The organism is Paenibacillus ferrarius, assembly GCF_002027705.1.
GTDB lineage: Bacteria > Bacillota > Bacilli > Paenibacillales > NBRC-103111 > Paenibacillus_E > Paenibacillus_E ferrarius.
On record NZ_MBTG01000073.1, the window covers coordinates 248846 to 274572 of the forward strand.

At 43.7% G+C, this 25727-nt stretch carries 24 protein-coding genes and 3 pseudogenes; 21 read left to right on the forward strand and 6 right to left on the reverse strand.

Translation table 11 applies throughout. From position 1 onward, the window contains the following. Nucleotides 1-31 precede the first annotated feature (31 nt). The gene (locus BC351_RS41175) at nucleotides 32-1768 is read right to left on the reverse strand and encodes an Imm51 family immunity protein (RefSeq protein ID WP_079421481.1); all 1737 of its coding nucleotides are present in this window, start codon (nucleotides 1766-1768) and stop codon (nucleotides 32-34) included. Nucleotides 1769-1977: 209 nt separating this feature from the next. Between BC351_RS41175 and BC351_RS41180 the strand changes: the two genes are divergently transcribed. Both BC351_RS41180 and BC351_RS41185 read left to right on the forward strand, forming a co-directional pair. After that, entirely contained in the window at nucleotides 1978-2433 is a 456-nt protein-coding gene (locus BC351_RS41180) for a GNAT family N-acetyltransferase (protein ID WP_079421517.1), read from the forward strand. Between the two features lie 123 nt (nucleotides 2434-2556). Next, nucleotides 2557-2991: an Rrf2 family transcriptional regulator gene (locus BC351_RS41185; RefSeq protein ID WP_079421482.1), complete on the forward strand. Its 435-nt coding sequence runs from the start codon at nucleotides 2557-2559 to the stop codon at nucleotides 2989-2991. 57 nt (nucleotides 2992-3048) lie between these two features. Here BC351_RS41185 and BC351_RS41190 read toward each other — a convergent pair whose 3' ends face one another. Then, nucleotides 3049-3411 (reverse strand): hypothetical protein, encoded by a 363-nt coding sequence (locus tag BC351_RS41190; protein WP_079421483.1) that lies wholly within the window; start codon nucleotides 3409-3411, stop codon nucleotides 3049-3051. 126 nt (nucleotides 3412-3537) lie between these two features. After that, nucleotides 3538-3720, reverse strand: a pseudogene (locus BC351_RS41195) (hypothetical protein); the annotation flags it as partial. A gap of 595 nt (nucleotides 3721-4315) precedes the next feature. Here BC351_RS41195 and BC351_RS41200 point away from each other — a divergent pair. Together BC351_RS41200 and BC351_RS41205 are read left to right on the forward strand one after the other, a co-directional pair. After that, nucleotides 4316-4975, forward strand: coding sequence for a M13 family metallopeptidase (locus tag BC351_RS41200; protein WP_079421484.1), 660 nt, complete (start codon nucleotides 4316-4318; stop codon nucleotides 4973-4975). A 301-nt stretch (nucleotides 4976-5276) separates the two neighbouring features. Further along, nucleotides 5277-7226: a heavy metal translocating P-type ATPase gene (locus BC351_RS41205; protein WP_079421485.1), complete on the forward strand. Its 1950-nt coding sequence runs from the start codon at nucleotides 5277-5279 to the stop codon at nucleotides 7224-7226. A 73-nt stretch (nucleotides 7227-7299) separates the two neighbouring features. On the opposite strand, the gene BC351_RS41210 is transcribed toward BC351_RS41205, so the two are convergent. Beyond that, nucleotides 7300-7647: an EamA family transporter gene (locus BC351_RS41210; protein WP_079421486.1), complete on the reverse strand. Its 348-nt coding sequence runs from the start codon at nucleotides 7645-7647 to the stop codon at nucleotides 7300-7302. A 198-nt stretch (nucleotides 7648-7845) separates the two neighbouring features. Between BC351_RS41210 and BC351_RS42650 the strand changes: the two genes are divergently transcribed. The 4 genes and pseudogenes from BC351_RS42650 to BC351_RS43775 form a co-directional block, all read left to right on the forward strand. Next, complete coding sequence (locus BC351_RS42650) at nucleotides 7846-8013, forward strand: hypothetical protein (protein ID WP_158082403.1); 168 nt, start codon at nucleotides 7846-7848, stop codon at nucleotides 8011-8013. A 169-nt stretch (nucleotides 8014-8182) separates the two neighbouring features. After that, nucleotides 8183-8899 carry a glycosyltransferase family 2 protein gene (locus BC351_RS41215; protein ID WP_079421487.1) on the forward strand — a complete coding sequence of 239 codons (717 nt, stop codon included), beginning with the start codon at nucleotides 8183-8185 and terminating at the stop codon, nucleotides 8897-8899. A gap of 76 nt (nucleotides 8900-8975) precedes the next feature. After that, nucleotides 8976-9346, forward strand: a pseudogene (locus BC351_RS43765) (FAD:protein FMN transferase); the annotation flags it as partial. 233 nt (nucleotides 9347-9579) lie between these two features. Next, nucleotides 9580-10440: pseudogene (locus BC351_RS43775) on the forward strand (FGGY-family carbohydrate kinase); the annotation flags it as partial. Here BC351_RS43775 and BC351_RS41230 read toward each other — a convergent pair. Then, a complete protein-coding gene (locus tag BC351_RS41230; RefSeq protein ID WP_079421489.1) occupies nucleotides 10347-11330 on the reverse strand; it encodes a helix-turn-helix transcriptional regulator in 984 nt (327 codons plus the stop codon). The pseudogene BC351_RS43775 and the gene BC351_RS41230 sit on opposite strands and share 94 nt — an antisense overlap. A gap of 181 nt (nucleotides 11331-11511) precedes the next feature. Here BC351_RS41230 and BC351_RS41235 point away from each other — a divergent pair, with 181 nt between their 5' ends. From BC351_RS41235 to BC351_RS41255, 5 genes are all read left to right on the forward strand, one after another. Further along, nucleotides 11512-12636, forward strand: a complete 1125-nt coding sequence (locus BC351_RS41235; protein WP_079421490.1) for an amidohydrolase family protein — start codon at nucleotides 11512-11514, stop codon at nucleotides 12634-12636. Nucleotides 12637-12638: 2 nt separating this feature from the next. After that, nucleotides 12639-13010 carry a Rieske (2Fe-2S) protein gene (locus BC351_RS41240; protein WP_079421491.1) on the forward strand — a complete coding sequence of 124 codons (372 nt, stop codon included), beginning with the start codon at nucleotides 12639-12641 and terminating at the stop codon, nucleotides 13008-13010. Between the two features lie 142 nt (nucleotides 13011-13152). After that, the gene (locus tag BC351_RS41245; protein WP_079421492.1) at nucleotides 13153-14037 is read left to right on the forward strand and encodes an AraC family transcriptional regulator; all 885 of its coding nucleotides are present in this window, start codon (nucleotides 13153-13155) and stop codon (nucleotides 14035-14037) included. Nucleotides 14038-14139: 102 nt separating this feature from the next. Continuing rightward, on the forward strand, nucleotides 14140-14337 hold the full coding sequence (locus BC351_RS41250; RefSeq protein WP_079421493.1) for a hypothetical protein: 198 nt from the start codon (nucleotides 14140-14142) through the stop codon (nucleotides 14335-14337). A gap of 183 nt (nucleotides 14338-14520) precedes the next feature. Beyond that, on the forward strand, nucleotides 14521-15555 hold the full coding sequence (locus BC351_RS41255; RefSeq protein WP_079421494.1) for a TIM barrel protein: 1035 nt from the start codon (nucleotides 14521-14523) through the stop codon (nucleotides 15553-15555). A 4-nt stretch (nucleotides 15556-15559) separates the two neighbouring features. Here the strand turns inward: BC351_RS41255 and BC351_RS41260 are convergent, their stop codons facing one another. Beyond that, a complete protein-coding gene (locus tag BC351_RS41260; protein WP_079421495.1) occupies nucleotides 15560-16495 on the reverse strand; it encodes an AraC family transcriptional regulator in 936 nt (311 codons plus the stop codon). A 206-nt stretch (nucleotides 16496-16701) separates the two neighbouring features. Here BC351_RS41260 and BC351_RS41265 point away from each other — a divergent pair, with 206 nt between their 5' ends. The 8 genes from BC351_RS41265 to BC351_RS41300 form a co-directional block, all read left to right on the forward strand. Beyond that, complete coding sequence (locus BC351_RS41265; protein ID WP_079421519.1) at nucleotides 16702-17709, forward strand: zinc-dependent alcohol dehydrogenase; 1008 nt, start codon at nucleotides 16702-16704, stop codon at nucleotides 17707-17709. Between the two features lie 82 nt (nucleotides 17710-17791). Next, nucleotides 17792-19126 (forward strand): extracellular solute-binding protein, encoded by a 1335-nt coding sequence (locus BC351_RS41270; RefSeq protein ID WP_158082404.1) that lies wholly within the window; start codon nucleotides 17792-17794, stop codon nucleotides 19124-19126. Nucleotides 19127-19142: 16 nt separating this feature from the next. Beyond that, the gene (locus tag BC351_RS41275; protein WP_079421497.1) at nucleotides 19143-20021 is read left to right on the forward strand and encodes a carbohydrate ABC transporter permease; all 879 of its coding nucleotides are present in this window, start codon (nucleotides 19143-19145) and stop codon (nucleotides 20019-20021) included. Then, nucleotides 20011-20853, forward strand: a complete 843-nt coding sequence (locus BC351_RS41280; RefSeq protein ID WP_079421498.1) for a carbohydrate ABC transporter permease — start codon at nucleotides 20011-20013, stop codon at nucleotides 20851-20853. The genes BC351_RS41275 and BC351_RS41280 overlap by 11 nt, the downstream gene beginning before the upstream one ends. A gap of 46 nt (nucleotides 20854-20899) precedes the next feature. Beyond that, the gene (locus tag BC351_RS41285; RefSeq protein ID WP_079421499.1) at nucleotides 20900-22060 is read left to right on the forward strand and encodes a Gfo/Idh/MocA family protein; all 1161 of its coding nucleotides are present in this window, start codon (nucleotides 20900-20902) and stop codon (nucleotides 22058-22060) included. A 22-nt stretch (nucleotides 22061-22082) separates the two neighbouring features. Further along, the gene (locus tag BC351_RS41290) at nucleotides 22083-22937 is read left to right on the forward strand and encodes a sugar phosphate isomerase/epimerase family protein (RefSeq protein ID WP_079421500.1); all 855 of its coding nucleotides are present in this window, start codon (nucleotides 22083-22085) and stop codon (nucleotides 22935-22937) included. Nucleotides 22938-22981: 44 nt separating this feature from the next. Beyond that, nucleotides 22982-23833 carry a sugar phosphate isomerase/epimerase family protein gene (locus BC351_RS41295; RefSeq protein WP_079421501.1) on the forward strand — a complete coding sequence of 284 codons (852 nt, stop codon included), beginning with the start codon at nucleotides 22982-22984 and terminating at the stop codon, nucleotides 23831-23833. A 365-nt stretch (nucleotides 23834-24198) separates the two neighbouring features. Then, nucleotides 24199-25727, forward strand: a 1529-nt coding sequence (locus BC351_RS41300; RefSeq protein WP_167388061.1) for an S-layer homology domain-containing protein, incomplete at its 3' end; no start/stop codon positions are given.

Consider the following 25727-nt stretch of genomic DNA (forward strand, 5'->3'; position numbering starts at 1 on the left):
GCCCGCTCTTTGTTTAACATATGGCTTTAGCTCAGTCCAACTCTGCACGAGTGAACAGATCGTGAATAAGTACCTCATCCTCACAGGCAGATTTGAACGCCCATGCGAACAGTTCTACAGCGGTTCCATTACTCGAGTAGGCACAGAACATATCTGCTTCCGGGTCAAAATGAATCGTGTCCGCGAGCTCCGGCATCCGCTCATTCAAGAACACCGCCGCCAGTGATGCCCAATCGTAACCGTTGCCTTCGAACCCCTCGTCCGCCCTGCTGTTGAATAGCTCGGTCAAATAGCTGCCGACCGTCAGGATGACAGATTTGCCGCCATTGTTCTGTTTCACGAGGATAAAGGGGGCGACATCCTTCGGTTCTCTTGCAGTTGTCAATGCCTGTGCAGCTTCGGTTTCTGCTGAAAACTTTGCTATCACCGCACTGCGTGCCTCGTCCGTGAAACGGAGAACTCCATTCTCCTGAACGATAAGGCCTCCCCCGATCCGCCCATCCAGCCAATCGCTGATGAAGCCGGGAGCATACCCTCCTTGGCCGAATTCGCCGCCGAAAGCGATCATTTGATCATAGGTATCCAGATACTGCTGACGGCTGGCAGTCGGGAAAGCGTTGGTGTATAGCCAGAACTGCACATCGTACATGAGATGAGACCGCTCATCCGCATGAAATGAGAAGTGGCCCTTCTCTTGAACGATCCGGGTACAGACGCTGCGTATTTTGGACTCCAGCCCGTCCACCTCAGAGGCCTGACTGCAGAGTTCCGTGAGCAGTGGAGAGAATTTTCCTTCAGCCACTTTGCGCAGATCGTTCTCTTTATCTTCTTCGGAAGTGTCGTAATCCTCATCATTGACCAGACCGCGGATGAACGTCTCGAAGTCCGGCGCCAAGAATGTTATCTCGTAATCATCTTCCTGATCGACATGAATGACTGCAGGTTCGCCGTCCTTCCCACAGTGACTGTAATCCAGCATCACGACATCGTGCCCTGCCGAAGGGCAGTCACAGATGACTACGCCGATATCCGGATAGCCCCACTCCTCAATCATGAACGGACTGCCGAGATCACCGCAGATCGAGTAGCTTTTGTCGCGGCCGATCCCCATAATTCCCGTTATAGCAATATGATCCTCAGCCCAAGAGGTAGCTTCATCTGTCGGGAAGGATGTATGATGGGGAATGCCCCCGTTCTGATGCTTCATCAGAGCGATATAGGCTGCCGGCAGCTTATAGCCGAGTTCTTCTTCTATAGAAGAAATCAGCTCATCCGTAGGCGGATCAGAGACATATTGTTCTCTGGCATAGTTACTGTCTTCCCAGAAACTGTCGAGATCCATACCTTCAAAAGGGATCGCTCCCGGGTCTTTCTGTTGTTTGCTGAGTTTGCGCTGGTATTCAGCCTTTTGTTGTTTTTCCCATTTGCTATGGCTCCAATCTAGCAATCTGGCTGAATGCTTATCGCCAGGGTCCAGCACCAGCGCGGTGCTTAGCACACCTGCCGCTTTCTCATACCGCTTCATATAATAATAGGAATAACCTACGCGAAAGTACCACAATGGATCATTTTTTCCCTGCTCAGCAATGAGAGCAAATTGTTCCAGTGCTTTGTCATACAAACTCAGATTGTTATAAGCACGACCAATGCTGCTGATCATGTCGTAATCCCTATCCGCTGGAGGAATCTTCATTAGAGTGTCTACGATTTGCTGGTGTTCATCCTCCTCGTGCCACTGCATGATCTGTGCGCTTAGCTCTTGTTCCATCGTTGCCGTCTGCCTCCCAAATGTGAAAATATGATTTTCTCTATTTTACCAGAGAGATGGCCCTGAATGGAAATGTTTGCCGCGATTGCGAAGGTTGCCTCGGCCTGTTTGACTTGGTTGTCCACAAATTTGTGTTAGTATTAATGGTAGAGTTAAGATTAAGAGTTGATACTGTGAAATATTTTATCATGTTTTTAGAGAGGGGAAAAATGATTAAATTAGAATTAATGAATTCGACTGAATTCCAGGAGTACCTAAATTCTGCAATTAAAAGCTACGCAAACAGCAACGTCCAATCTGGTAATTGGAACGAACATGAATCTACCAGTAAGGCAATAGAACAATACGCACAACTTTTGCCTGATGGTGAGAAAACCGCAAATAATAAATTATTAACAATTCGTTCAGATGGGCAAGAGGTTGGAATGATTTGGTTGGCATTGAAACCGAACAACAAAGGGTTTATCTACGATATAAAGATTAGGGAAGATTATCAAGGACGTGGACTTGGCAAGCAAGCGATGCAAGAAATTGAAAAGATGGCAAGAGAACTTGGCATAAAGAGTATGGGACTTCACGTCTTTGCTCATAACAAAATAGCGCGTGGTTTATATGAAAAGCTAGGCTATCAAGAAACGAGCATCGTAATGGCAAAAGAATTATAAACTCATTTCTTGTTCAGATAATTTTAATTTAATTGAAATAGCTATATCTTGGACGCTTGAAAAGTTCATCGATTGACCTGATCTTTAATTGGAACTATACTGTGTAGCAAAGAGGGTGAGTAGATGAAACAAATCAGCAGTCGTTTTTCGATGGCAGTCCATATTCTCTCGATGATTGCGTTGGACCCGCTATATAGTACAGGCGACCGAATAGCACGCAGCATCAATAGTAACCCTGTTGTAATTAGACGGATCATGGCTCAGCTCAAAAAAGCAGGGTATATTGAAACAAAATCTGGCGTTGCAGGGGCCTCCCTTCGAGTATCTCCCGAAAGATTAACCCTGCTGGATATTTACCGGGCCGTCGAATCCGTGGAAGGAAACCAGCTTTTTAATTTTCATAAGGAACCTGACCCCAATTGCTCTGTAGGCATGAACATTGAATCGGTTCTCTTGCCACAACTCTCTCATGCGCAGAAGGCAATGGAAAACGAACTGGATTCCGTTACTCTGGCTCAGATTGTTGAGCAATTACGGACAAAAGTGAATGCAAAATAAAGCTGCTCCCTACGTTCCGTGGAGCAGCTTTATTTATTTGTTTTAAATTTGCGCCAGTTAAACAGCAGCCTTTGCAGGCTCTACATATTCAATAAAACTGCCATCGGGATGTTGTACAAAAATGCTAGGACCAATAGGACCGTGCTGATCCCTTATGATGAGGGTATTTTGCTGCTGTAATACGTTCTTCAATTCGTTCATAGAATCAACGTACACTACGGCACGGAGTGATCTAGCAGGCTCCAAAGCCTCCGGACTTCCAGATACGATAACGTAAGGATATACGGTGGCTAAAGACAAACCAGCTTCGGGAATATCCCATCTTCGATCCATAGGTTGGTTTGCAAGAGATTCATAATATGCAACGGTTGTATCCAGTTCATTGGTAAAGACGGGGATAAAATGATCTGTGATTTTCATAGTAACCTCCTAAATTTTAATACATACCTATAACCATAGTGGTTATAACTATTATGGTTATATAATAATTTCAGGATCTTGTCAAACTTGCCGAGTTCTAACTTCCTCGTAAATCGCAGACACGATTCAGGTCCGGGGCTTACCCCCGTCTTGCATCTGCTTAACTCCTTTGCTTTTTGCGTCTTCTGCTGCTTTCTTTAGCAGGTTAGGGGCAAGCGAAAGCCACCCGACCTCTAGACTTACTTTGGGTAAGCCTCGAAGAAGGAATCTTTTGAATCCACGGTTGTTTTTGATGTCACCGAATACAGCCGGTTTAATCATCCGCCTGACTGCTGGCGCACAGCCTTGAGCTCTAGCTCCAGTTGCTTTCTCTAAACCTGCAATTATGCATCTTTTTTGCTCTTGGAAGAGCCTCAACGATTAAATTCCTGCGTTTGTGCAGGCTTTTGAGGCCTTTTCTAGATGATCAGCTGAAAAGGATAAAAATGCCTGCACAATTGCAGGCATTTCCACTTTTTAACCGAATTCGCCCGGAAATTCCTGTATTTTCGCAGGCTTTTACACTTGGTTGAACTGATCTGATCTAGAAGCCCCTTCATCCCACCTGGAATTATATAGTAATCAACACCATCATCTATCGACGCTTACATAATAAATTTGGCTTATGGGACAGCCTCTATTTTACATAGGAAAGAATCATTTCCGGCCAAACGCTCACCAGGGCAACACGATTGAGGGCTCGACGATGACGATTGCGACTTTAATATCAGATAGATTTGTCATCGTTTCACCCCTTGCGGCATAACATTCTCACTTTAACAGAACCTAAACGGCGGGAGTAAACTTAAGCTGATGTTCATCTATTCGTTTAGGCTCCGTTTCAATGAGGCTGTTAGGATAGGAAATGAGCATCCTATTCGAACATCCAGGAGGAGTGGTTCCTGAGAAGATTGTCCCTAGCTGTCACAACTTTCGAGACCATTCCGTACATCCCATGGTTACGGGGTTCAAGGAGATTGATGCAACAACTCTATTTGTTTTGCATAAAAAGCTTGGTCTCATAACTTTAGGTGTAGCTGTTGTGATTTCTGCATCAGCCTGTAAGAATGCCTCTAAAAATGTAGGAGAGGTGCAAGATGATAACGAACCAAAAACAATGGACGAAAAAGCAAATAAAACAGATGCGACCAAAGAAGTTGCAAAAATTAGACTAAAAGGCGACTTTAATGAAGCTGTAAATGCTAAATGGCTTGAGTCTACGGAATTGCCAGCAGATAAAGTATTGCTAGGTGGCTTAGTAGGCCTCGATGCGGATGTGAAAAAGCTGTTGTCAAAGGATATGGAAAAAATGGCAGCTGAAGGACGCAGCAAAGCAGATAACGAACTCGGCAACATGGTTGAATTTTATAAACTTGCTGCTGACAGAGAGAAACTTAATAAACAGGGATATGAAGCAATCAAGGCGGATATCGCAAAAATTAAATCTATAAAAAGTTTAGCCGATTTTGCAAAAATTCTTGAACAACCGGTTCCATTGGACAACCTTCTTTCCTTTGTGCAATAGTTTTGTCTTAAGGAAAAATTAAGGGCAAAAAAAATATGTATTTCCTGATATCTACAATATCATCCTACATCAAAAAATTGCCTTTGCAACAAAAAGTTTCCCTTGGGAAAGAAAATTCACTTTATTTTTCCTTCGAATTAATTTATAATCATTATAGTAAAGTTGGTTATAGGCAAAAAAATTGAATGAAGTAAAAACGAGAATCATTCTCGTTCAACATGCTGCTCCTCTATGGAGCAGCATGTGCCGTTTTTAGGGAGTTAATAATGGATTTCATTCTCAATAAGGAGGAGTGATTATTATGAAACAGGTTTTTCATACAGCAGAGGGCTGTGTTAAACAGCAGGATGTTAAACTTTCTAAAACAAAGCACAATGAAGGAAGAGAATGGTTTAATCGTTACGGAGAAGGTCTCGCAGCTTTAACAAGTGGGATATTCATTGCTATTGCATGGGCGATAGGAAGTGGTGGTTCCCATCTATGGTCCATTATCTTCTATTTGATCGCTTTTGCTGTGGGGGGATTTGTGAAGGCTAAGGAAGGCTTGCATACCCTTATCGCGGAGCATGATCTAGACGTTAACTTGCTGATGCTCATTGCAGCTATCGGAGCAGCCAGTATAGGGTATTGGACAGAAGGTGCGGTACTTATCTTTATTTTCTCGTTCAGCGGAGCTCTGGAAACCTACACCATGGATCGGAGCAGCCGTGACATTTCTTCATTGATGGATTTGAAGCCGGAGACTGCCGTACTATTTAAGGATGGACTAGAGACGGTTGTCGCTATTGAAGCTTTGACAGTTGGAGATATCGTGTTGGTCAAACCCGGAGAACGTATTCCATCTGATGGTGTCGTGCTTGAAGGAGCATCGGCTGTCAATCAATCCTCCATTACGGGCGAATCGGTTCCAGTGGACAAAGGCGAAGGGGATGAAGTGTTTGCCGGAACGCTGAATGGTCAAGGGGCTTTGTTTATTGAAGTCAGTCAATTAAGTGAATCCACTTTGTTCTCGAAAATTATTCGTCTTGTGCAGGAAGCACAAAGCGAAAAGCCTGCTTCTCAATTATTTATGGAGAGGTTTGAACGGATCTATGCGAAGTCCATCATTTTGATTTGCTTGCTTTTGATCGTTGTTCCGCCTCTTTTATTCCACTTAGCATGGGAACAAACGTTTTATAAAGCGATGGTGTTTCTGGTGGTCGCGTCCCCTTGTGCGCTGGTCGCTTCCATTATGCCTGCTATGCTGTCGGCTATATCCAATAGCGCAAGAAAGGGGCTCCTTTTTAAGGGGGGCGCACATCTTGAAAATCTTGCTACAATTAAGGCCATTGCATTTGATAAAACGGGGACGTTGACATCAGGAAAACCCGTAGTCACGGATATATTGTCATTCCAGGAAATGAGCATATCCGAAATGTTGAGAATTGCCGCATCGATGGAAAGCTTGTCTGAGCATCCATTAGCGAAAGCTATTGTACTTGAATCTCAGGTACAGGGGGTGGTTCTTGATCGCCCATCAGATTTCCGAATGCTTACGGGTTGGGGAGTTCAAGCACAATGGAAGGGTGACTTATGGAAAATAGGAAAACCTGCCTTTTTGGATAATCGGTTTAGGACTGAAGAGTTGAAGGAAGTAATTGATAGATTAGAACGTGAGGGCAAGACCGTAACGGTAATGCACAATTCGCAGGGAGTTGTCGGTGTGATCGCCTTACGAGACAAAATCCGCGCAGAGGCTAAACATGCAGTCGCCTTGCTCAGAGCGCTAGGTGTTCAAGTTGCCATGTTAACAGGCGATCAGAAACAAACGGCACATGCAATTGCGAAAGAACTGGGAATTGAATTGGTTTACGCCGACTTACTGCCTGAAGATAAGGTGACCCGAATCAAGGAACTGAAGCAAACCTTCGGCAGTATTGCCATGGTCGGTGATGGCGTCAATGACGCTCCTGCTTTGGCAACGGCTACCGTAGGAATTGCGATGGGCGTGGCTGGAAGCGACGCGGCGCTTGAAACTGCAGATTTAGTGTTAATGAATGATGATACAGCAATTATTGCTGATGCCATTGTGCTTGGAAAACGTACAAAGGTTGTCATCAAACAAAATATTATTTTTGCTATGACCGTTATCATCACGTTAATCGCGGCCAATTTCGTCCAAGGCATTGCGCTTCCTTTAGGTGTGGTTGGGCATGAAGGAAGCACGATCCTAGTCATCCTTAACGGATTGAGATTATTGCGTCAACGATAAATGAGAATGTCGCCTCTTTGAAAAACCTTCAGATGCAGGCGCACGTATCGTGCGACCTGCATCCTAATAGGTGTTATTTCTGTTTCATGATTACAATACCAAACACAATAATACCTAAACCGACCCAGGTTTTCCAATTGGGTATTTCTTTCAGAAATAAGTATCCCATTATTAATGAAATCAAGATCTCCAAACACTTTGCAGCGACAAGAACATAGCCTAGATTTGCAGTGGATTTATAACCAAACCTGACACCGTAGCCGATGCACATATTGGCAATTAAAAAAAGAGGCAGCATCAGCAGTTGAAACTTTAAAGTAGACCAAATGTGCGCATCAATATGTTTACTTTGATAAGAAAAAATAAAGTTAATAACGGATAAACCTCCGAACAAGAGTGTGAAACTGTATAAGTAGAACATGAGATCCTCCAATTTTGTCTTTGCATCGAGTAGTGTTCACAATAGCATGGATCCGTTATTAATGTTTCCTCAAGCCAACTTTTTTATCCGCGTGCAGGGATGTAAAATCAGTTGGAATGAACAGATTGAATATTCGAGGAAATCGGATATAATAATGATAATGATTATCGTTATTATATCCCGTGAGGAGTTTTGAAAATGAATTATCTGTTTCCGATAACTACAATAATCTTGATTGTTCTTGGAGCATTTTGTATATTTACTTCAATCGAAAATAATAGAAGAATTATGGTTAAAAGTGCAGGTCGCGTTGACAATAAACCGCAAGTTTATTCACCGATTTCAACTGAAAATATTGAAGGTTAGGCGCTATCTTTTGGCGGATGAGCCTGCTGGTGCGTTGGATTCGAAGACAGGTGTTTAGATTATGGATATTTTTGAGCTGTTGCCGCAACAAACACACAAGCACTTTTATTTAGAGGAACATATACCGTTATCATATGATTACAAACTCTTATGATAAGGAGGTAAGAGAATGGTCCAGTTTTCTAAGTCTTCACAGGGAGTATCTATCATCACGAGTACAAATCGACCACACTTTTTTAATAATATTCTTACGAATTACAACAATCAGCACTACTCGGTAAAAGAGCTGATAATTGTCTTGAATAAAGAAAATATGGATTTAACAAAGTACCGAAAAATAGCTAAAAAATATAAAGGTGTCTCAGTCTATAAGATTCCTGAAAAGGAATCTTTAGGTAGATGCCTGAATTATGCTGTAAGCAAAGCGAAATACCCGTTCATCACAAAGTTCGATGATGATGATTTCTACTCACCGTTTTATTTGACCGGACAGATGAAGGCATTGCATCGATCAAATGCTGATGTTGTGGGAAAACGGGCATATTTGGCCTATCTGGAAGCAAGAAAGCTGCTCATCCTCCGCTTTCCTAAGCGACAGAATAAGTTCGTTGGTTTAGTTGCGGGAGGAACCATCCTATTTAAAAGACGTGTGTTCGACCGAATACGATTTCCCCATGTGTCTCTAGGAGAAGACGTTTCCTTTTTAAGCAGATGCCGGGCAAAAGGTTATAGAATATACGCACCTACTCCTTATAATTATGTGCAAATTAGAAGAAAACACAAAAAGTCCCACACATGGCAAGGTAGTGATGACTATGTACTAAAGGGGAGTCGGATTTTGGCGAGAACAGATAAATTCAGGAAAATTGCTACTCGAAGGGATTAAAACGCAATCAATTAAGCAAGGCTTCCATTTAAGCCAGGAAGCCTTTTTGTGTTTGCGATAAAATATCAGATGTTGAATACAGGTTGTCACGAGGAAATCAGAGGATCATACAGAAGCAGCCCTTGATCGGGCTTTCAAAGCATTTCGGAAAGTCGAACATGCCTGCAGTCGTTTCAGCCTGGACAGTGAATTAATGGAGGCATGCCGACAAATCAAGACTCCCGTACGGATAAGTCCGTTTTTATTTGAGCCATTGAAATTTGCTTTGGAAGTGGCGAAATGGACGAATGGCTTATTTGATCCCGCGGTGGGAAAAGCGATGGAAGATATAGGATTCAATCAGCATTATTTATCTGAGGAAATCATCCTAAGCTACTCGTCGGATTCCGCAACCTATCGGGATATCATTTTAAATGAACAGGATCGTACGTTGTATTTGCGGAAGCCGCTGGTGATTGATTTAGGTGCCGTGGCTAAAGGATTCGCCATTGATTTGGCAGCAAACGAGTTATCGACCCTAGAACTAAACACTCACCGAGCGAATGGATCAGTTGCAGTGTTATTGCCCCTTACGCGATGATGGCGGACGCCTTCTCGACGGCTTTCTACTTAATGGGTTTGGATCAGGGGAGAACGTTGCTAGAACAAGTTGATCTTAAGGGAATCTTGATTTCATCCGATTATGTTTTCAAGAAGAGTTTCGGGATGAGCCTCATGCTTATGTCAAGCTGTGGAAACACCATGCGGCGCAGGAAGAAGCAAATCGAATTAATGAGACGGCGGATCGCCTGGGAGCGACCTTCTTAAGTCGGTATGGCGGCAAAACATCGTCCGAATGGATGGTGGCCAAGGCATGGCAGATTCTGAATGAAGCCCCTTTGGTTTATGAACAAACACATCGGTTGATGGAAGCGGCGGATTGGGTTGTTCTACAGCTAACGTCGAATGCCATTCGAAGCAGCTGCTGTGCGGGATATAAAGCATTTTGGCATACAACAGACGGCTATCCGTCTAAGGATTTCTTTAGAACCTTGGACCCTAGGCTTGAAACATTTGTTGAAACCAAACTTCGAGGAGACATTACGATGCTTGGCTCTAAAGCGGGTGAACTGACCGTCCACGCTGCTGCAATGATGGGGCTTTATCCTGGAACAGCGGTAGCTGTAGGAATCATTGACGCACATGTGGGTGTTGCGGGGTCAGGGGCAGTGCACGCCGGCCAAATGGTAATGGCAATGGGAACTTCCTTATGTCACATGCTGCTGAGTGATAAAGAAATATATGCGGAAGGAATTTGCGGAGTCGTAGAGGATGGGATTGTTCCTGGGTTGTATGGCTATGAAGCGGGACAACCGGCAGTTGGCGATGTATTCCGTTGGTTCATTGAGCAGGGGGTACCAGGTTATGTTAAGGATAAAGCTGCGAATGAAGGCATCAGCGTACATGCTTATTTGGAAAAATTGGCAAGTGAGTTGAAACCTGGACAGTCAGGTTTACTTGCATTGGATTGGTGGAACGGCAATCGTTCCGTGCTCGTCGATATATGTTTGAAAAAGGGTAGGTTAGTATAAGACTGCTTTGCTGCATTTGCGCGCAGTTTACTCGGAGATGCTGCGTAATGCTTGCTGAACGCCCGGCTGAACGAATATAAATCGGGATAGCCAAGCGTCATTGCGATTTCCGTGATCGAATGGCTTGTTTGCTGCAGAAGCTGAAGTGCTCTCTCCATGCGGAGCTTTTGCAAATATTGGATGGGCGTCATTCCGGTCTGTTCGGCGAATATTTTGGAGAAATAAGCTCGGTGAACCGAAATATAAGCAGCGACATCTTGCACGTTAATATTTTCGGTGTAATGCATATTCATGTACTCTATGCTTCGGGGAATCCAGCCGACAGGTCCTGCATCCGACTTGTCGGTGTTTTTTTGCGGAATCATAAGTCCGAATATACGGTAGATAGCCGCAATCAATTCGACTTGTCTCCGACTGCTGTTGTCTTCTTGTTGACTGAACAGATGAACGAGTGAAGTTTCGAGCTCTTTCCCAATCACACCTGAGACATAAGGAGCAGATGGACGAAAGCCGGCTTTTTCGAGCAGCTGCGGAGTTTGCCCGCCATCGATGGAAACCCAAATCATGTCCAAGGGCTCGTCGGACGGAATAATAAAATGGTGGTATACGATACCCGGATATGCACAAAAAACATCACCTTTAGCTAGCTCGACCTGCTGATCTCCGTAGCGATGACGAATCTTTCCGTTCATAACAAAATGCAATGCGTAATAATCGATCATTCGCTGCGGGAAGCGATAATCCGGACCTGCTTTGATGCGTCCCATTCGCACTGGCCATAAGCCGCCGTTCAAGGCCAACTCGTCTACAACATAATGGCGTGATTCCTCATATTTGTCAGGATGCTGCCGCTTGCCCATGTTTTCGTCCGCCCCCTTGTAATCGGTCTGTTGACAGTAGAAAAAAGTATAGCATCGACCTTACAAAATGACAAATCGTGCTTGCGAAATACCATTTTCGGCTGGGGCGTTCAGGTTTTATGATAGAGATGTAAAACATGCGCTTGCAGATCGTGCCGAAACAAAGAAGGGGAGATGAAACATGAGTTTACTAGAAGCAGCGGCCAAGAAGACAAAGGGACGCAAAGGCGTTGGAATTATCGATTGCGATATTCATCATACTTTCAAGGACATCAAGCAGCTGTTCCCTTACTTGCCGCGAAAATACAGGGAGCGTATTGAACTGTGGGGACCGAGTCTTGGCGGGGGGCCGGGTACGCTGAACGGAGGCAACATCGGAAAAAGAGCCGATTCTTTCCCTCCAAACGGCGGTCCTGCCGGTTCAGATCTGGATTTCATGATCGAGCAGCTTCTGAATCCTTTCGACATCCGCTACGGGATTTTGACCGGTGAATTTATAGCGTGCACGAACACGGCCGATACGTATTACTCGGCTGCCTTGTGTTCCGCTTTCAACGATTATACGATTGAGCATTGGCTCGATAAGGAGCCCCGGTTCAGAGGCTCCATCTACTTGCCGATTCACGATGTAGCTGCATCGGTTCGGGAAATCGAACGGCTCGGCTCCCATCCCGGAATGGTTCAGGCTTATGTTCCGTCGGGTTCGAATCATCCTTACGGAAATAAAATGTATCATCCGATCTACGAGGCTTGCTTGAAGCATGGAATCAATTTCACCATGCATGTCGGAGCTATCGGCGATGGGATGAACGCACCCGCTACGAATGTCGGTTATCCTTCTTACTATATCGAATACCGCGCTGCCCGTACGCAAGCTTATATGGCCCATATGGCCAGCTTTATTTTCGAAGGCGTATTCGAAATATTCCCAGAGCTGCAGGTGGCGTTTATCGAAGGCGGCGTCTTCTGGGTCGCTCCGTATTTGTGGCGTCTCGACCAGGATTGGAAAGCACTGCGCGAGCAGACGCCTTGGGTGAAGAAAAAGCCTAGCGAATATCTGCTCACCAACATGTACATCGGCTCCCAGCCGATTGAGGAAGCGCCGAACCGTCAAGCTTTCGATACGTTGTTCGAAGCTATGCACGCCAAGGAAAGGCTGCTCTTCTGCAGCGATTACCCGCATTGGGATTTCGATTCGCCGAAGCTCGTTTTCCCGAAAATGGACAAAGAAACAACAAATCATGTGTTTTACTATAACGCTGCCAGATACTACGGGCTGCCTATGCCGGACAAAACGGAGGAATAACGATGGCTCTCCATTATTTGGGAACAGTTGATGAATTCACGGAGGGTGGGCCGAAGATTGTTGATGTCAAAGGGCGGAGTATAGGAATTTATCAATTATCCGGAAAGCTTCATGCCATTCTTAATTATTGTCCTCATCAGGGGGCCAGTCTTTGCGAAGGGCCGGTTGCTTCATGGGTCACATCGCCGCTGCCCGGGCAATTTGTTTATGAACAAGAAGGGGAAATCGTTCGTTGTCCCTGGCACCATTGGGAATTTGACATTAAAACCGGCAATCTTGTTGTAGATCATAAAGTCCGCACAAAAACCTACGAGGTTGTCGTAGAAACGTTTGATTTGTCGGTAGAGCAAGGAAAAGTATACATTGAGATGTAGCAATGCCAAAGAGATCTTATCCGAGAACGGGCAGACCTTACAAAATGACAAACGTATTCTCGTGGATGCGCACGGGATATCGACTTCTTTTAAGAAGCGGGTTAAAATTAGGAAAGAAGTCAAATGCCTGGAGGTATAGTCGATGGAGACGTGGATGAACATCATTTCCCCATTTGTTAGGATTGTGAAGATTATGAAAACTACCTCTCTTTCTGGAGAGTGGATCGATTATGATCATGTCTTTACTTATATCGAGCAGGGGGACGCGGACTTCTGGCTGAATGGGGTTAAATATCATGTAAGTGAAGGAGACGCTATTTTGATGCCCCCTTTTACACCCCATATTATCCGAACGACATCGACCATTCCGATGATTCAATATATTTTTCATTTTGATCTTTTTTTTGACGAGGAAAGAAGCGAATGGAAGGACATCAACGTGACCAAAGAAAAGCATAAGAAAGTTTACGAGAAAGAAATGAAGCTGGCTTCCATTCAGCCTATATCCCGCTTGCGGCCAGCGGATCAAATAGATTTGAAGAAAAGGTTTCTATTGATGCACAAAATTTATCAGGATAAACATGAGGGTTACTTCCTGCATCTAAAATCTATATGTATAGAGCTTTTGTACATGTTCTTAAAAAGCCAATCCAATGCCAAGCATCCTGAAGGCAGGCAAACCAAAGGATGGGCGCTCATTGAAAAATCCATTGATTTCATCAATGAGAAATACGGTGACCCTAATTTAAATAATGTTACCATTAGCGACCATGTTGGCATTTCGACAAACCATCTATCGTTTTTGTTCAAAGAACAGTTGGACGTATCCATTCATAAGTATGTAACACATGTAAGAATTGAACAAGCCAAGCAATTGATCGTTGAAGGTACAAGAAAGATGACGGTTATTGCAGAGGAAGTGGGGTTCTCGAGCATCCATCTGTTCAGCCGTTCTTTCAAAGCTAATGTTGGTATTACACCTAGTCAATTCCAAGCTACATATTCCCATCCAGGTAGAGAGGGATAATCCGAAGCAAGCCCCATGTCCACAGTAATTTACTTCAACCAGTAAGATTGTTTATCTTGCTTAAAATGTATTAATTAAATGGAACTGGAGATGAATTAGTTTATGAATCCAAGTGTACTTAAATGTTTTGCGTGTGGATATGGTGCTGAAACAGAACTAGATCAACCCTTTATACATGTACAAGTTGAGCCTAATGATTCTTACGCTCGTTTTACGATCAAGGAAAATTCACGCAAAGTAACAGTTGAACTTTATGGATGCCCCAAATGCGGAACCATTCAAATGAAAAAAATTGGATAACATGCAAAAGGACCGTCAGGTTTTCCCTGACGGTTTTTTTGTGATGATTTCCAAGGAGCCCTCTAACGATGTTGTAACACATTAAAACTGTAGTTGGAAAATCGTAAAACTGTACATGTGTCAAAGGCAATGGCGTATTACAGTAGGAATGCAAGGAAAAACTCAGTAAAGGAGCTTAATCGCATGTCGAAATTTAAGTTTTCAGTAGGTCCTTGGAATGTTCATGATGGTGCCGATACGTATGGACCTGCAGTAAGAACGACCATTTCTTTTGAGGACAAAATTAAGAAATTTGCGGAAATGGGTTTCAGCGCGATTCAATTTCATGATGATGATGCTGTTCCTAATATCAATGAATTGACAGAAGAAGAAATAAAGGCTGAAGCCAGAAAAGTGAAGGAGATTTTGGATAAATATCATCTTGCAGCTGAATTTGTTGCTCCAAGGTTATGGATGGATCCGCACACGATTGACGGCGCTTACATGTCGACATCGGAGAAAGACAGACAATTTGCAATGTGGAGATCTTATCGTTCGATCGATATCGCCAACGAATTAGGCTGCGACAAAATTGTACTGTGGTTAGCTAGGGAAGGGACGCTTTGCGCGGAAAGCAAAAGTCCGGTAGAGGCAACCAAACAACTGGTGGATGCCATTAACAAGATGCTCCAATATGACAGCAAGATCAAAATTCTGATCGAACCCAAACCGAACGAACCGATTGATAGAAGCATTTGCGGAACCATGGGCCACGTACTTGCTGTATCTGCCGCTACAATCGATCCTTCCAGAGTCGGTGGTTTATTGGAGTCGGCACATGCTGTCTTGGCTGGCCTTGATCCTTCTCATGAAATTGGATTTGCGCTGGCGATGAACAAATTATGGAGCGTCCATCTAAACGATCAAAATGGACTCAAATTTGACCAGGATAAGAGCTTCGGCGTAGAGAATCTTCGTCAGGCTTTTAATCAAATTAAAGTATTGGTCGAAAATAATTACGGCGCTAACGGGGAATACGTTGGGTTGGATGTTAAAGCGATGCGATCTACGATCGATAAGGATAGCTACAAACATTTGGAAAACAGTCTGAATATTGTGAAAGCTTTGGAAGAAAAGGTTAATAAGTTCGATTACGATTATCAGAAACAATGCGTCGAAAGAAGAGACTTCGAAGGATTGGAAATGTATGTCATGAAGCTTCTGATGGGAATCGAATAGTTCATCATTCTCCACTTTGGTACTTGTTGAGAATTTCAAGACTTTCACTATCGTTATAGAATTTTTGAATGCTTTTTAGATTCGTATGCGTAGATTGTGAATTCGTTGGATCCTTCTGATTCAGGAATTGGCTGGGTGTGCAGCCGAATTGTTTCATGAACATCTTGTTGAGATAACGCGCATCTGAAAAGCCGCTTTCCAAGCAGATATCGATTAGTTTTTTATCGGTTTGAGTAATGAGCTTTTTTGCTTTTTCAAAGCGTACTTGATTTAAATAGTCTTGAAAAGTCGTATTGAGATTTTCTTTGAAAAAATGGGAGAGGTAGGGGAGAGAGAGACTTTCCCGTTCAGCTATGCTTGAAAGAAGAAGCTTGCTTGAAAAGTTGTCCTCAATGTAACTCAGGATTCGGTTCATGCGATGAAAACGGTTCGTATTCTTGATCCGCTCTTCGTCACTGATTATATGATATGGCGCGAATTTCAATAGGTGGTAGAAAAGACGGTTCAACGAGCTTAAGCACATCAACTCATATCCGAAATCTTGATTTAAGTAAGAGATTGTAATCTCAAGCAAGATGGAGGTCAGAAGCTGATGTTCTTCCTCTGATAGAAGAGCCGAAACGAATACGGAATCGAATGCGATATTGGTCATGGAAGGAAAGTAACTTTGACAAAATTTATTGGAAATTTGAATGGATAAAATTAAAGCGTTTCCATCATGAGCATGAAGCTCATGGGGTTGAATGGGGTTAAATAAGATAATGGAATTTTGGGGGATCTGATACATTTCTTTTTTGGAGTACACGGTCAAATTGCCTTTCAATAGCAAACAGATTTCAAAATCATTGTGCAAGTGAGAATTGCGATAAGATAAACTCACGAGAAACGGATTTAAGTATTTTATTCTTGGGTGTGCAATGATCTCGAATTCATTATCCATGTTTAACCATCCATTCTTGTTAGAAATGACATGTACAAGAGCACTTAAGATTTATGAGTAAGTTTAGCATAGACGATGTACCGAAAGTCAAGCTTGTAGAGGATGAGACTAATTACGTTGATTTTGATAAAAAATCAGAGTTCTCGTTAAATACTCTTGTTGAGCGATTAGCTATAATTAAAAAAAAGAATAAGGGAGTGCTTTGGGTGAAAAATAAGAGAGTAGTTTTCAGTAGTCCTTGGAAGGTCGAATTGCTGGAGGAAGATTTCAATTCGCAGATTCTGCGAGAAGATGAAATCGTAGTAAAAAAGCTGTATACCCTAATCAGTCCTGGAACGGAATTAGCCTGTTTATCTGGCAATGAATCCTGGTTCTCAATGCCTGGCACTCCCGGATATGCGGCAGTTAGTGAGATTGTTGATGTCGGTGATGATGAGCATTCGTTCCGAAAAGGGGATATTGTCTTTCATTACGGCGATCATTCGAAGTATCAGAAAGTTTCGGTGCGAGGGAATGTCCTGAAAGTTCCAGAAACGATGAATCTCCGATGGGTCCCGTTTACTCGGATGGCAACTGTGGCGGCTACTTCGATTCGTGTGTCCAATATCGAATTTGGAGACGATGTGGGTGTTACTGGGCTCGGATTAATCGGTAATATGGCTGCGCAATTGGCTCAGTTGCAAGGAGCAAACGTTATTGGCATCGATTTATCCGGCAAGAGGCTCGAGATTGCTGAGCGTTGCGGAGTATTCGATCTCCATAACGGTGATGTGTCCAGCGCCAAAGTACATGTACTGGAAAAGACGAACGGAGCGGGCGTATCTACACATATCGAAGCGACAGGCATTCCCCAAGTAGGGGTGGGCAGCCTAGAGTGGATTGCGAAATTGGGGGAGATTGTTTTCCTTGGAAGTCCACGTGGGGAGTTCAATGGTGATATTACGGATGTTTTGAATTATTGCCATCTTTACAATCGAGGATGTATTACCTTTAAGGGTGCCCACGAATGGCGTTTTCCTATTGAACCAAATGAGTTCGTCAAACACTCTTTAGTGCGAAACTCGAACATCGTATTCGATTTGATGAATCGAATTAAGCTTCAGGTTGAGCCGCTTATCAGTCACGTGCTGGCACCGGAACAAGCGGCATTAGCTTATGAGGGGCTACGGAATTACAAGGATGAGTATTTCGGAGTCCTGTTCGACTGGTCATAATGAAACCGCATACAGGATAGTTCTGGTTCAGTATAAAGCTAGATTAAGGAAACATAGTATTGCATACCAAGGAGGAGCCTCAATGGGAAATAAAAGAAAAGTATCCTACGCTGTTGTGTCCATCATGCTTGTGGTCTTGCTAGTGCTGTCTGGTTGCAGCAGCGATACGAAAGATGTTGGCAAGTCAGCTAATGCCGATAAGAATTCATCAAAGTTAAAACTAACGTTCGGACACTTTTGGGTCGATGATACGGCGAGCAACAAATTGTTCCGGCAAACCCTTGCGGATTTCCGTAAGGAAAATCCCAATATCGAAGTGGAAGAACAAGCCATTCCTCATGATCCGTATCGCGTCAAGATGACGACGCTGGGGGCATCCGGCGAGCTTCCGGATTTATTCGTCGCCAATGGTTCAATGTTGATCGATTATATTCCTAAAGGATTGGTAGGGACTTTCAACGATAATTTGGAAGCGGATTCAAACTGGAAGAACGGATTTCTGCCAAACAGCTTTGACGAATTTACAGAGGGAAGCAAAATCTATGGTGTGCCAACAGCGATGTTCACCGTCCATCTGATCTATTACAACAAAGACATTTTTGACAAAGTAGGAATAAAGTCTTTTCCTAAGACATGGGACGAATACTTGGCCGCAATTGAAACACTGAAGCAAAATAAATATATTCCGATCGCCATGGGGAATAAATCGAATGTTCCCGTCGGCTCTACCTTATTCGGCACTTTGGCTGATCGTATTACCGGAACCGATTGGTTCAAAGCGCAGAAAGAGGGCAAGGCTAAATTCACAGATCCAGAATTTATTCAGGCGCTTACCGTCCTAGATGACCTCAACAAGAAAGGTGCATTCAATCCGGATATTAACAGCATCGACCAGGATCAAGCACATACGCTTTATTACAATAAACAAGCGGCAATGATCGTGGATGGCGCTTGGGCCGTTGGATCGCTTTCTGAACAAGCCCCGGAAGATGTGAAGAAGTCAACGGTTTTAGCCGTATTGCCTCAAATTCCGGGGGGCAAAGGATCTCCTAATGCAGTAGCTGGTGGCTCAGGCTGGTCATTCGCCTACAATGCTAAATTGGACGGAGCCAAAAAGGAAGCGGCAATGAAGTTGATCAAAAAGCTTTCGGATGAATCACACGGCAAACAACAAGTCGAGATCAACGACCAGCCTGCTGTGAAAGTTTCCAATTATGATAAAAGCAAGTTGTCTCCTCTCGGCCAGCAATACAGAGAGTTTATAAGTGACAAGACGTTCACGCCAATTTATGACATTCAATTAGCTCCCGCTCTAGTAGAAGCGATCTACAAGGGAATTCAGGATCTACTGGCTGGGGCCGTGAAACCGGAAGTTTTGGCCAAGAAGATTCAAACGGTTCGCGACTCAATGAAATAACAACAGGGAGGTTTCCATGCTGAATAAAGCATTTCGATTGAATGCAGGACCGGTTTTGCGCTATATGGTTCCTATTTTGATCGTATATATCTTCATTGTCATTGTTCCTTTGGTGATTTCCTTATACTACAGCGTAATGAACTTTAACAATACGAAATTTGTCGGTTTGGAAAACTATGTTCATTTAGCGAAAGACCATGATTTTTGGTTATCCTATCGAAATAATATGGTCATCGTATTGTTTTGTGTACTGGGTCAGGTTGGCATTGCCTTTTTCTTATCGGCCTTGTTAAACTCCAAGTTTTTACTGATGCGGAATATACACCGAATTGCGATTTTTTTGCCGGTCGTATTGGCGCCAGTCGTGACTGGTTATATATGGTCATTGATTTATAACTATCGCTTTGGGTTGTTGAACTGGCTGCTGAAATTAGTGGGCTACGCTCCCGTGACTTGGCTTGATAAACCGAATATTGTGCTGTACGCCGTGTCCGTGCCGTTAATCTGGCAATTTATCGGTCTTTACATGATTATCTTTTTGGCTGGCATGCAAAATATTTCCAAGGATATCTTTGAATCTGCCGAAATCGATGGCGCCAACTGGCTGCAAAGGACGTTCCTTATTACACTTCCACTTATGAAAAATACGATACGGGTAGCTCTCATATTTTGCGTCTCTGGGACGATGAAAGTATTTGATCACATTTATGTGATGACCGGCGGTGGACCTGGCACAAGCTCAATGGTTATGGCGCAATACGCTTATAATAATGCTTTCACTATGGCCAAAATAAACTATGGCAACGCGATTTCAATTGGCATGCTGATCCTTAGTGGCTGTACGCTGCTTGTAATGTTCAAACTGATGGACGGTGGTAAGAAACATGCTGACTAAGACAAATCCGCTGGTAAATGTACTGAAGATCCTTATGAATATGACTGTGATCTTATTTTCCCTTACAGCACTATTTCCTATCGTATGGATGCTGTATACGTCCTTAAAAACAAATCAAGAATTCAGTCTGAGCATTTTGTCTTTGCCGCACCATCCTTCCCTGCAAAATTACATTAATTCGTTTCGGATCGGAAAAATGAATTACGCCTTATTCAGTAGTTTCTTCAATACGGTAATCACAGTTCCGATCATCGTTATCGTTTCTTTTATAATGGGTTACTTCTTTGCCCGATTCCGGTTTCCAGGGAAAAAACTTTTATATGTCATCTTCCTGTCAGGAATGACAATTCCGCTCCATTCGCTTTTGGTCCCATTATTCGTACAATTCAAATGGATCGGGATGTTGGATAACCGGTTCACGTTGATCCTTCCTTATATTTGTTTTAATTTGCCGATAGCCATATTTTTGTACGATAGTTTCATTCAAGATATAAGTTCAGAGATTGAAGAGGCGGCTTATATGGACGGCAGTTCGTTCGATCATACCTTATTCAAAGTGATTTTTCCGATCTGTCTTCCTATTACGTCCACCATCACCATATTAAGTGTTTTGTCCACTTGGAACGAGTTTTCGTTTGCACTTGTTTTGAATAAGACCAATATTTATTTCACGCTGCCAATTTGGTTAACTTTCTTCAACAACCAATTCACGACAGACTATACGGGGAAAATCACAGGACTTGTGATGGTGTCGCTGCCCACGATCTTACTGTACTTATTTTACAGTAATAAGATTATGACTGGTATGACAAGCGGAGCCGTAAAAGGCTGAAGTGATTCGGAACGTGGATCATTGATAAGAGAGAGGAGCTATACCATTGCTTAAACCTAAAGTGAGAATCGGGATGATCGGTTATAAATTTATGGGAAAAGCGCACAGCCATGCTTATCGTGATTTGCCATTCTATTTTGACCCGGAAGCGGAGCCGGTCATGCAGGCAATTGCCGGACGCGATCGTGAAGGCGTCGAAACGGCGGCAAACAAAATGGGCTGGGCCTCCTTCGAAACGGATTGGAGGAAGCTGCTGGAACGCAAGGATATCGATCTCATCGATATCGGAGCACCTAACAACATGCATGTTGAGATTGCTATAGCAGCTGCTGAGGCAGGCAAACACATTTTATGCGAGAAGCCGCTGGCCATGAATGTGGAAGAAGCGCGCAGAATGCGTGATGCCGTGAAGAAAGCGGGCGTCGTGCATATGATTTGCCACAATTACCGTTTTGTCCCTGCGATTCGTTATGCTAAGCAATTAATCGATCAAGGCAAACTGGGACACATCTATCATATCCGAACGAATTACTTGCAGGATTGGATTATGGACCCCGCGTTTCCGCTTGTCTGGCGGTTGCGGAAAGAAGCTTGCGGATCAGGGACACATGGCGATCTCATGGCACATTCCATTGATTTGGCCCGGTATCTTGTCGGAGAAATTTCCGAAGTTTCGGGTATGATGGAAACGTTCATCAAGCAGCGGCCGCTAGGCGAAATGAGTGGCGGATTGCTTGCCAAGACGGAGAGCGATCTTATGGGCACTGTAGACGTAGATGATGCAGTCGCTTTCATGGCGAAATTTGAGAACGGTGCTGTCGGCGTATTCGAAGCAACGCGATTCGGTAAAGGAAACCGCAACAGCAACCGTTTTGAAATCAATGGTTCGAAGGGTTCAATCCGTTGGGACGTGCAGCAAATGAATGAATTAGAACTGTACCTTGAAGAAGATCCGCAAGGCATTCAGGGATTTCGTAAAATTTCATGTACAGAAACCGTTCACCCATACAGCGAGGCTTATTGGCCGGCAGGTCATATTATCGGATACGAGCATACGTTTATTAATCTCGCTCATGAATTGATGCGAGGTGTCGCTCATGGAGAGAGTCCGTCGCCCAACTTTGATGACGGGTATCGCAATCAACTCGTTCTGCAAGCGGTATCCGATTCGGCAGTATTAAAAAAATGGGTTTCAATCAGTGAATAATAGAAAGAGGAGAGGAACAACGATGAGTGAATTCAAGGGGAAAATAGCTGTCCATGCCATTACTTGGGGGCACGATTATTTGCTTGGTTTCGAGGAGGCAGCCAAACTCGGCTACAAAGCGATTGAGCCTTGGCCGGCCTTCGTCGAAGAGTTCGAGAACAGGGAGAACGAGTTGATTGAGATTCTCGAGCAATATGGCCTAACGATGACCGGTGTCTATGGAGGAGCTGCGGGAGGACCCGGCAGACGTTTCCTAGATCCGGATATGAGACAAAGTATTATAGACTATAATGCCAAACTTGCCCGAATCCTGAGTAAAACAGGCGCTTCTCATATCGTCTTTGGACCTGGAGGACCGCGGAAAGGTCCAACGGACCGCGATCAATTGAAGCAGGCTGCCATCACAATCAATGAAGCTGCGAAGAGAACATTAGAGTTTGGCGTCAAAGCGTGCGTCCATCCGCATCTCTGGACGGAATTACAGGAACAAGACGAACTGGAATACTTGATGGAACTGTTGGACAAAGAAGTTTATTTTGCTCCTGATACGGCTCATTTAAGCGGAGCCAATATGGATGTGCCCGCAATCATCCGAAAGTATAAAGAGAAGGTCGCGTATATTCACTTGAAAGATTTGACCTCGAAGGAAGCGCGTGTCGAAGATTTCCCCATGCTGCTTGGGAATGAAGCGTTGCCCGTTTTCTGTGAATTGGGACTCGGCACCGTTGACTTCAAGCCGATCCTCGAAGCCATTAATGAGATAGGCTACGATGGCTGGATGACAGTCGAAATTGATCAATCGACCAGTACACCCTACAACAGTATTGCCATCTGCAGAGACTTTGTTGAGAAACAATTAGGCATCCCCGTTCGCTGATTATTTGGGGGAGTTTACATCAATGAAAGGTGGTTAGTGAGGCAATGTTGAAAGGATTAACACAAGCGGGTCTTGTTCCATTCCCTAGTCTGGCCGAATTTGTCGATCATGCGGCCGAGTACGGATTTGAGGCCATCGATTATGACGCCAAAGAATTGTACAATTGGGTTAAACAAGAAGGAGTCGTGCAAACAAAGGCACATTTAAGTGAACGGAAAGTTGTCATAGGAGCAATATCGCTGCCGGTTGAATGGCAAGCCTCAGAAGATGACTTTAGGTACAGTGTAGTCAAGCTGGCTACTTACGCTGCTACTGCTGCTGACCTGGGATGTACGCGTTGTTGCACTTATATCTTACCTTCAACGGATTATAACCCAGCACATTTCATGGCATTAGCCACCCGCCGGCTTCGCGCTTGCGCTCAAATTTTAAATAGGTTCGGCATTTCTCTCGGAGTTGAATTCGTCGGCCCGCACCATTATCGAACGCATTGGAAGCATCCGTTCATTTGGACGATTGCGGAAACATTGGATTTCATTGACGCTATTGGTGAGCCGAATGTGGGGCTGCTCTTCGATTCTTATCATTGGTATACGAATGAAGCGACTATTGAAGATATATTGGCTCTACGCGCAGAGCAAATTGTTCACGTTCATCTCAACGATGCAAGGAATGTACCCATTTCAGAAGTAATCGATAATGATCGACTGTATCCGGGTGAAGGCGTGATCGATTTGGCCGGGTTTTTGAAGGCACTGCAACAGATTGGGTACCGAGGTGTCGTCGCGCAGGAAGTGCTGACTCCGGAACGGCCAAAAGAACCGAATAAGAATCTGCTGCAGCGTTCCGCAGATGGATTCGCCAAAGTATTTGCTGCTTTAGACATAAGGAATTAAGTGCAGAAAAAGAAGGCTTGAATAAGACCGGAACTCCAAGAGGAAATGGGGTTCCGGTTTTATTTAGGTTATAAAAGCAATGAAACTGCCTGAGTGTTACTGCCTATGTAACCAGATTATTGTGACTAATCTGACAACAATTTTCGACAATTATTTACAAACTTTTAACGTGTGTTATGTTTATTCCTTGGTATAATCCATAAGTATCTCTAAAAAGGCATATGGACAGATAAATGTAAACTCCTATTTTATTTGATAAGGAGGAACTGGCAAACACACGAACTTAAATAGGACTGCAACTATTATCATTCTTATTAACTTTTTAGAGCATGCATAACAAAATTTTTCGAAGGCGGGATATACACTTGAAAATATTTCGAAGGGCGCTTAACTTTTCTCTAGCTGCCGCACTTATCGTTCCTAATGTTGTAGCCTTACCCCATGTAAGCTTCGCTGCACCGGTATCAGATGTATCCAAGCATTGGGCTAAGGATCAAATTGCTATTTGGACAGCTCTTGATTTAGCTGATGGTTACCCGGACGGAACCTTTAAGCCGGACAACAGTGTTACTAGAGCAGAATTTATGGCATTAGTAAATAGAACTTTTAACTATACGACGAAAGCAGATATTAAGTTTAAAGATGTAACCACTTCAGACTGGTACTATGCAGAGGTGGCAAAAGCACAGGCTGCTGGATATATTGAAGGCTATGAAGATGGCAGTATGAAACCGCTGGAAACGATCTCCCGGCAAGAGGCTGCGATCATCCTAAGTCGGATTAAGAAGCTCCCTAGTACAAGCGACGTTCCAACAACATTTGAAGATGCTGCACAGATTGCAAATTGGAGTAAGGATTCGATTCAGTCGGTCGTTAATGCAGGGTATATGAACGGCTATCCAGGACAGTTGTTTAAGCCAGCTGGACTCATTACTCGTGCAGAAGCAATTGTTTCCTTGGATCGTGCAGGAAATGTGTCGTCCCAGACAACGGTTTATGATAAAGCGGGAGTTCTTTCTGATAAAACGATTAAAGGCAATGTTATTGTTGCAACTTCAGGCGTAGAATTGAAAAACTTTGAGATAAGCGGCAACCTAGTTGTAGCCGAAGAAGTTGGCGAAGGCAACGTTAATTTCAGCAAGACCGCTGTTAAAGGAAAGACAGTAATTAAGGGCGGCGGAGCTCATTCTATACATTTTATTGATAGTGGAATTGGTCAATTAAAAGTAGTTAAACCCAATGTGCGCATTGTTACAACGGGCTCCACTTCTATTCAACAAACGGAGTTATTTTCTCCGGCCAGATTAGAAGAAAGTAATCTATCTTCAACCGGAAAAGGATTTATGGATGTAAACATCTCTACTTCTGGAAATGTTCAACTCGCTGGTGCTTTTGAAGCTATTCAATTTACGGGAAAATCGTTGCTTGAATTAGTAGAAGGTACGATAAGCAAATTGACGGTTCCTTCTTCCGGAAATGGCTCAGCGATAACCCTTGGCACAGGCACGGGTATTGATAGCCTCACACTGCAGGGTGCTGCCCAGATATCAGGACCAGGGAGTATCAAGCAAGCAACAATTAATGTGAATGGCGTATCGATGGTTACAAAGCCAGATACTCTTACTCTTGGTGAAGGTGTTACTGTAACTATAGGCAACGAAAAAGTAGATAAATCAACTGGCAGCGGAAACACCAGCGGTGGTTCAGGAAATGGCGGCTCTGGAAATTCTGGCAATTCAGGCAACTCAGGTGGCTCTAATAACTCAGGTAATGGCGACAAAGTTTCATCTGCCCCGGGTGCAGCACAAATTGCAGTGGTGAATAACCCTGTCGGAACAGCAGATACAGTTACTGTAAACGGAGTAACCGCAGGAGATGTCGTGAAGGTATATAA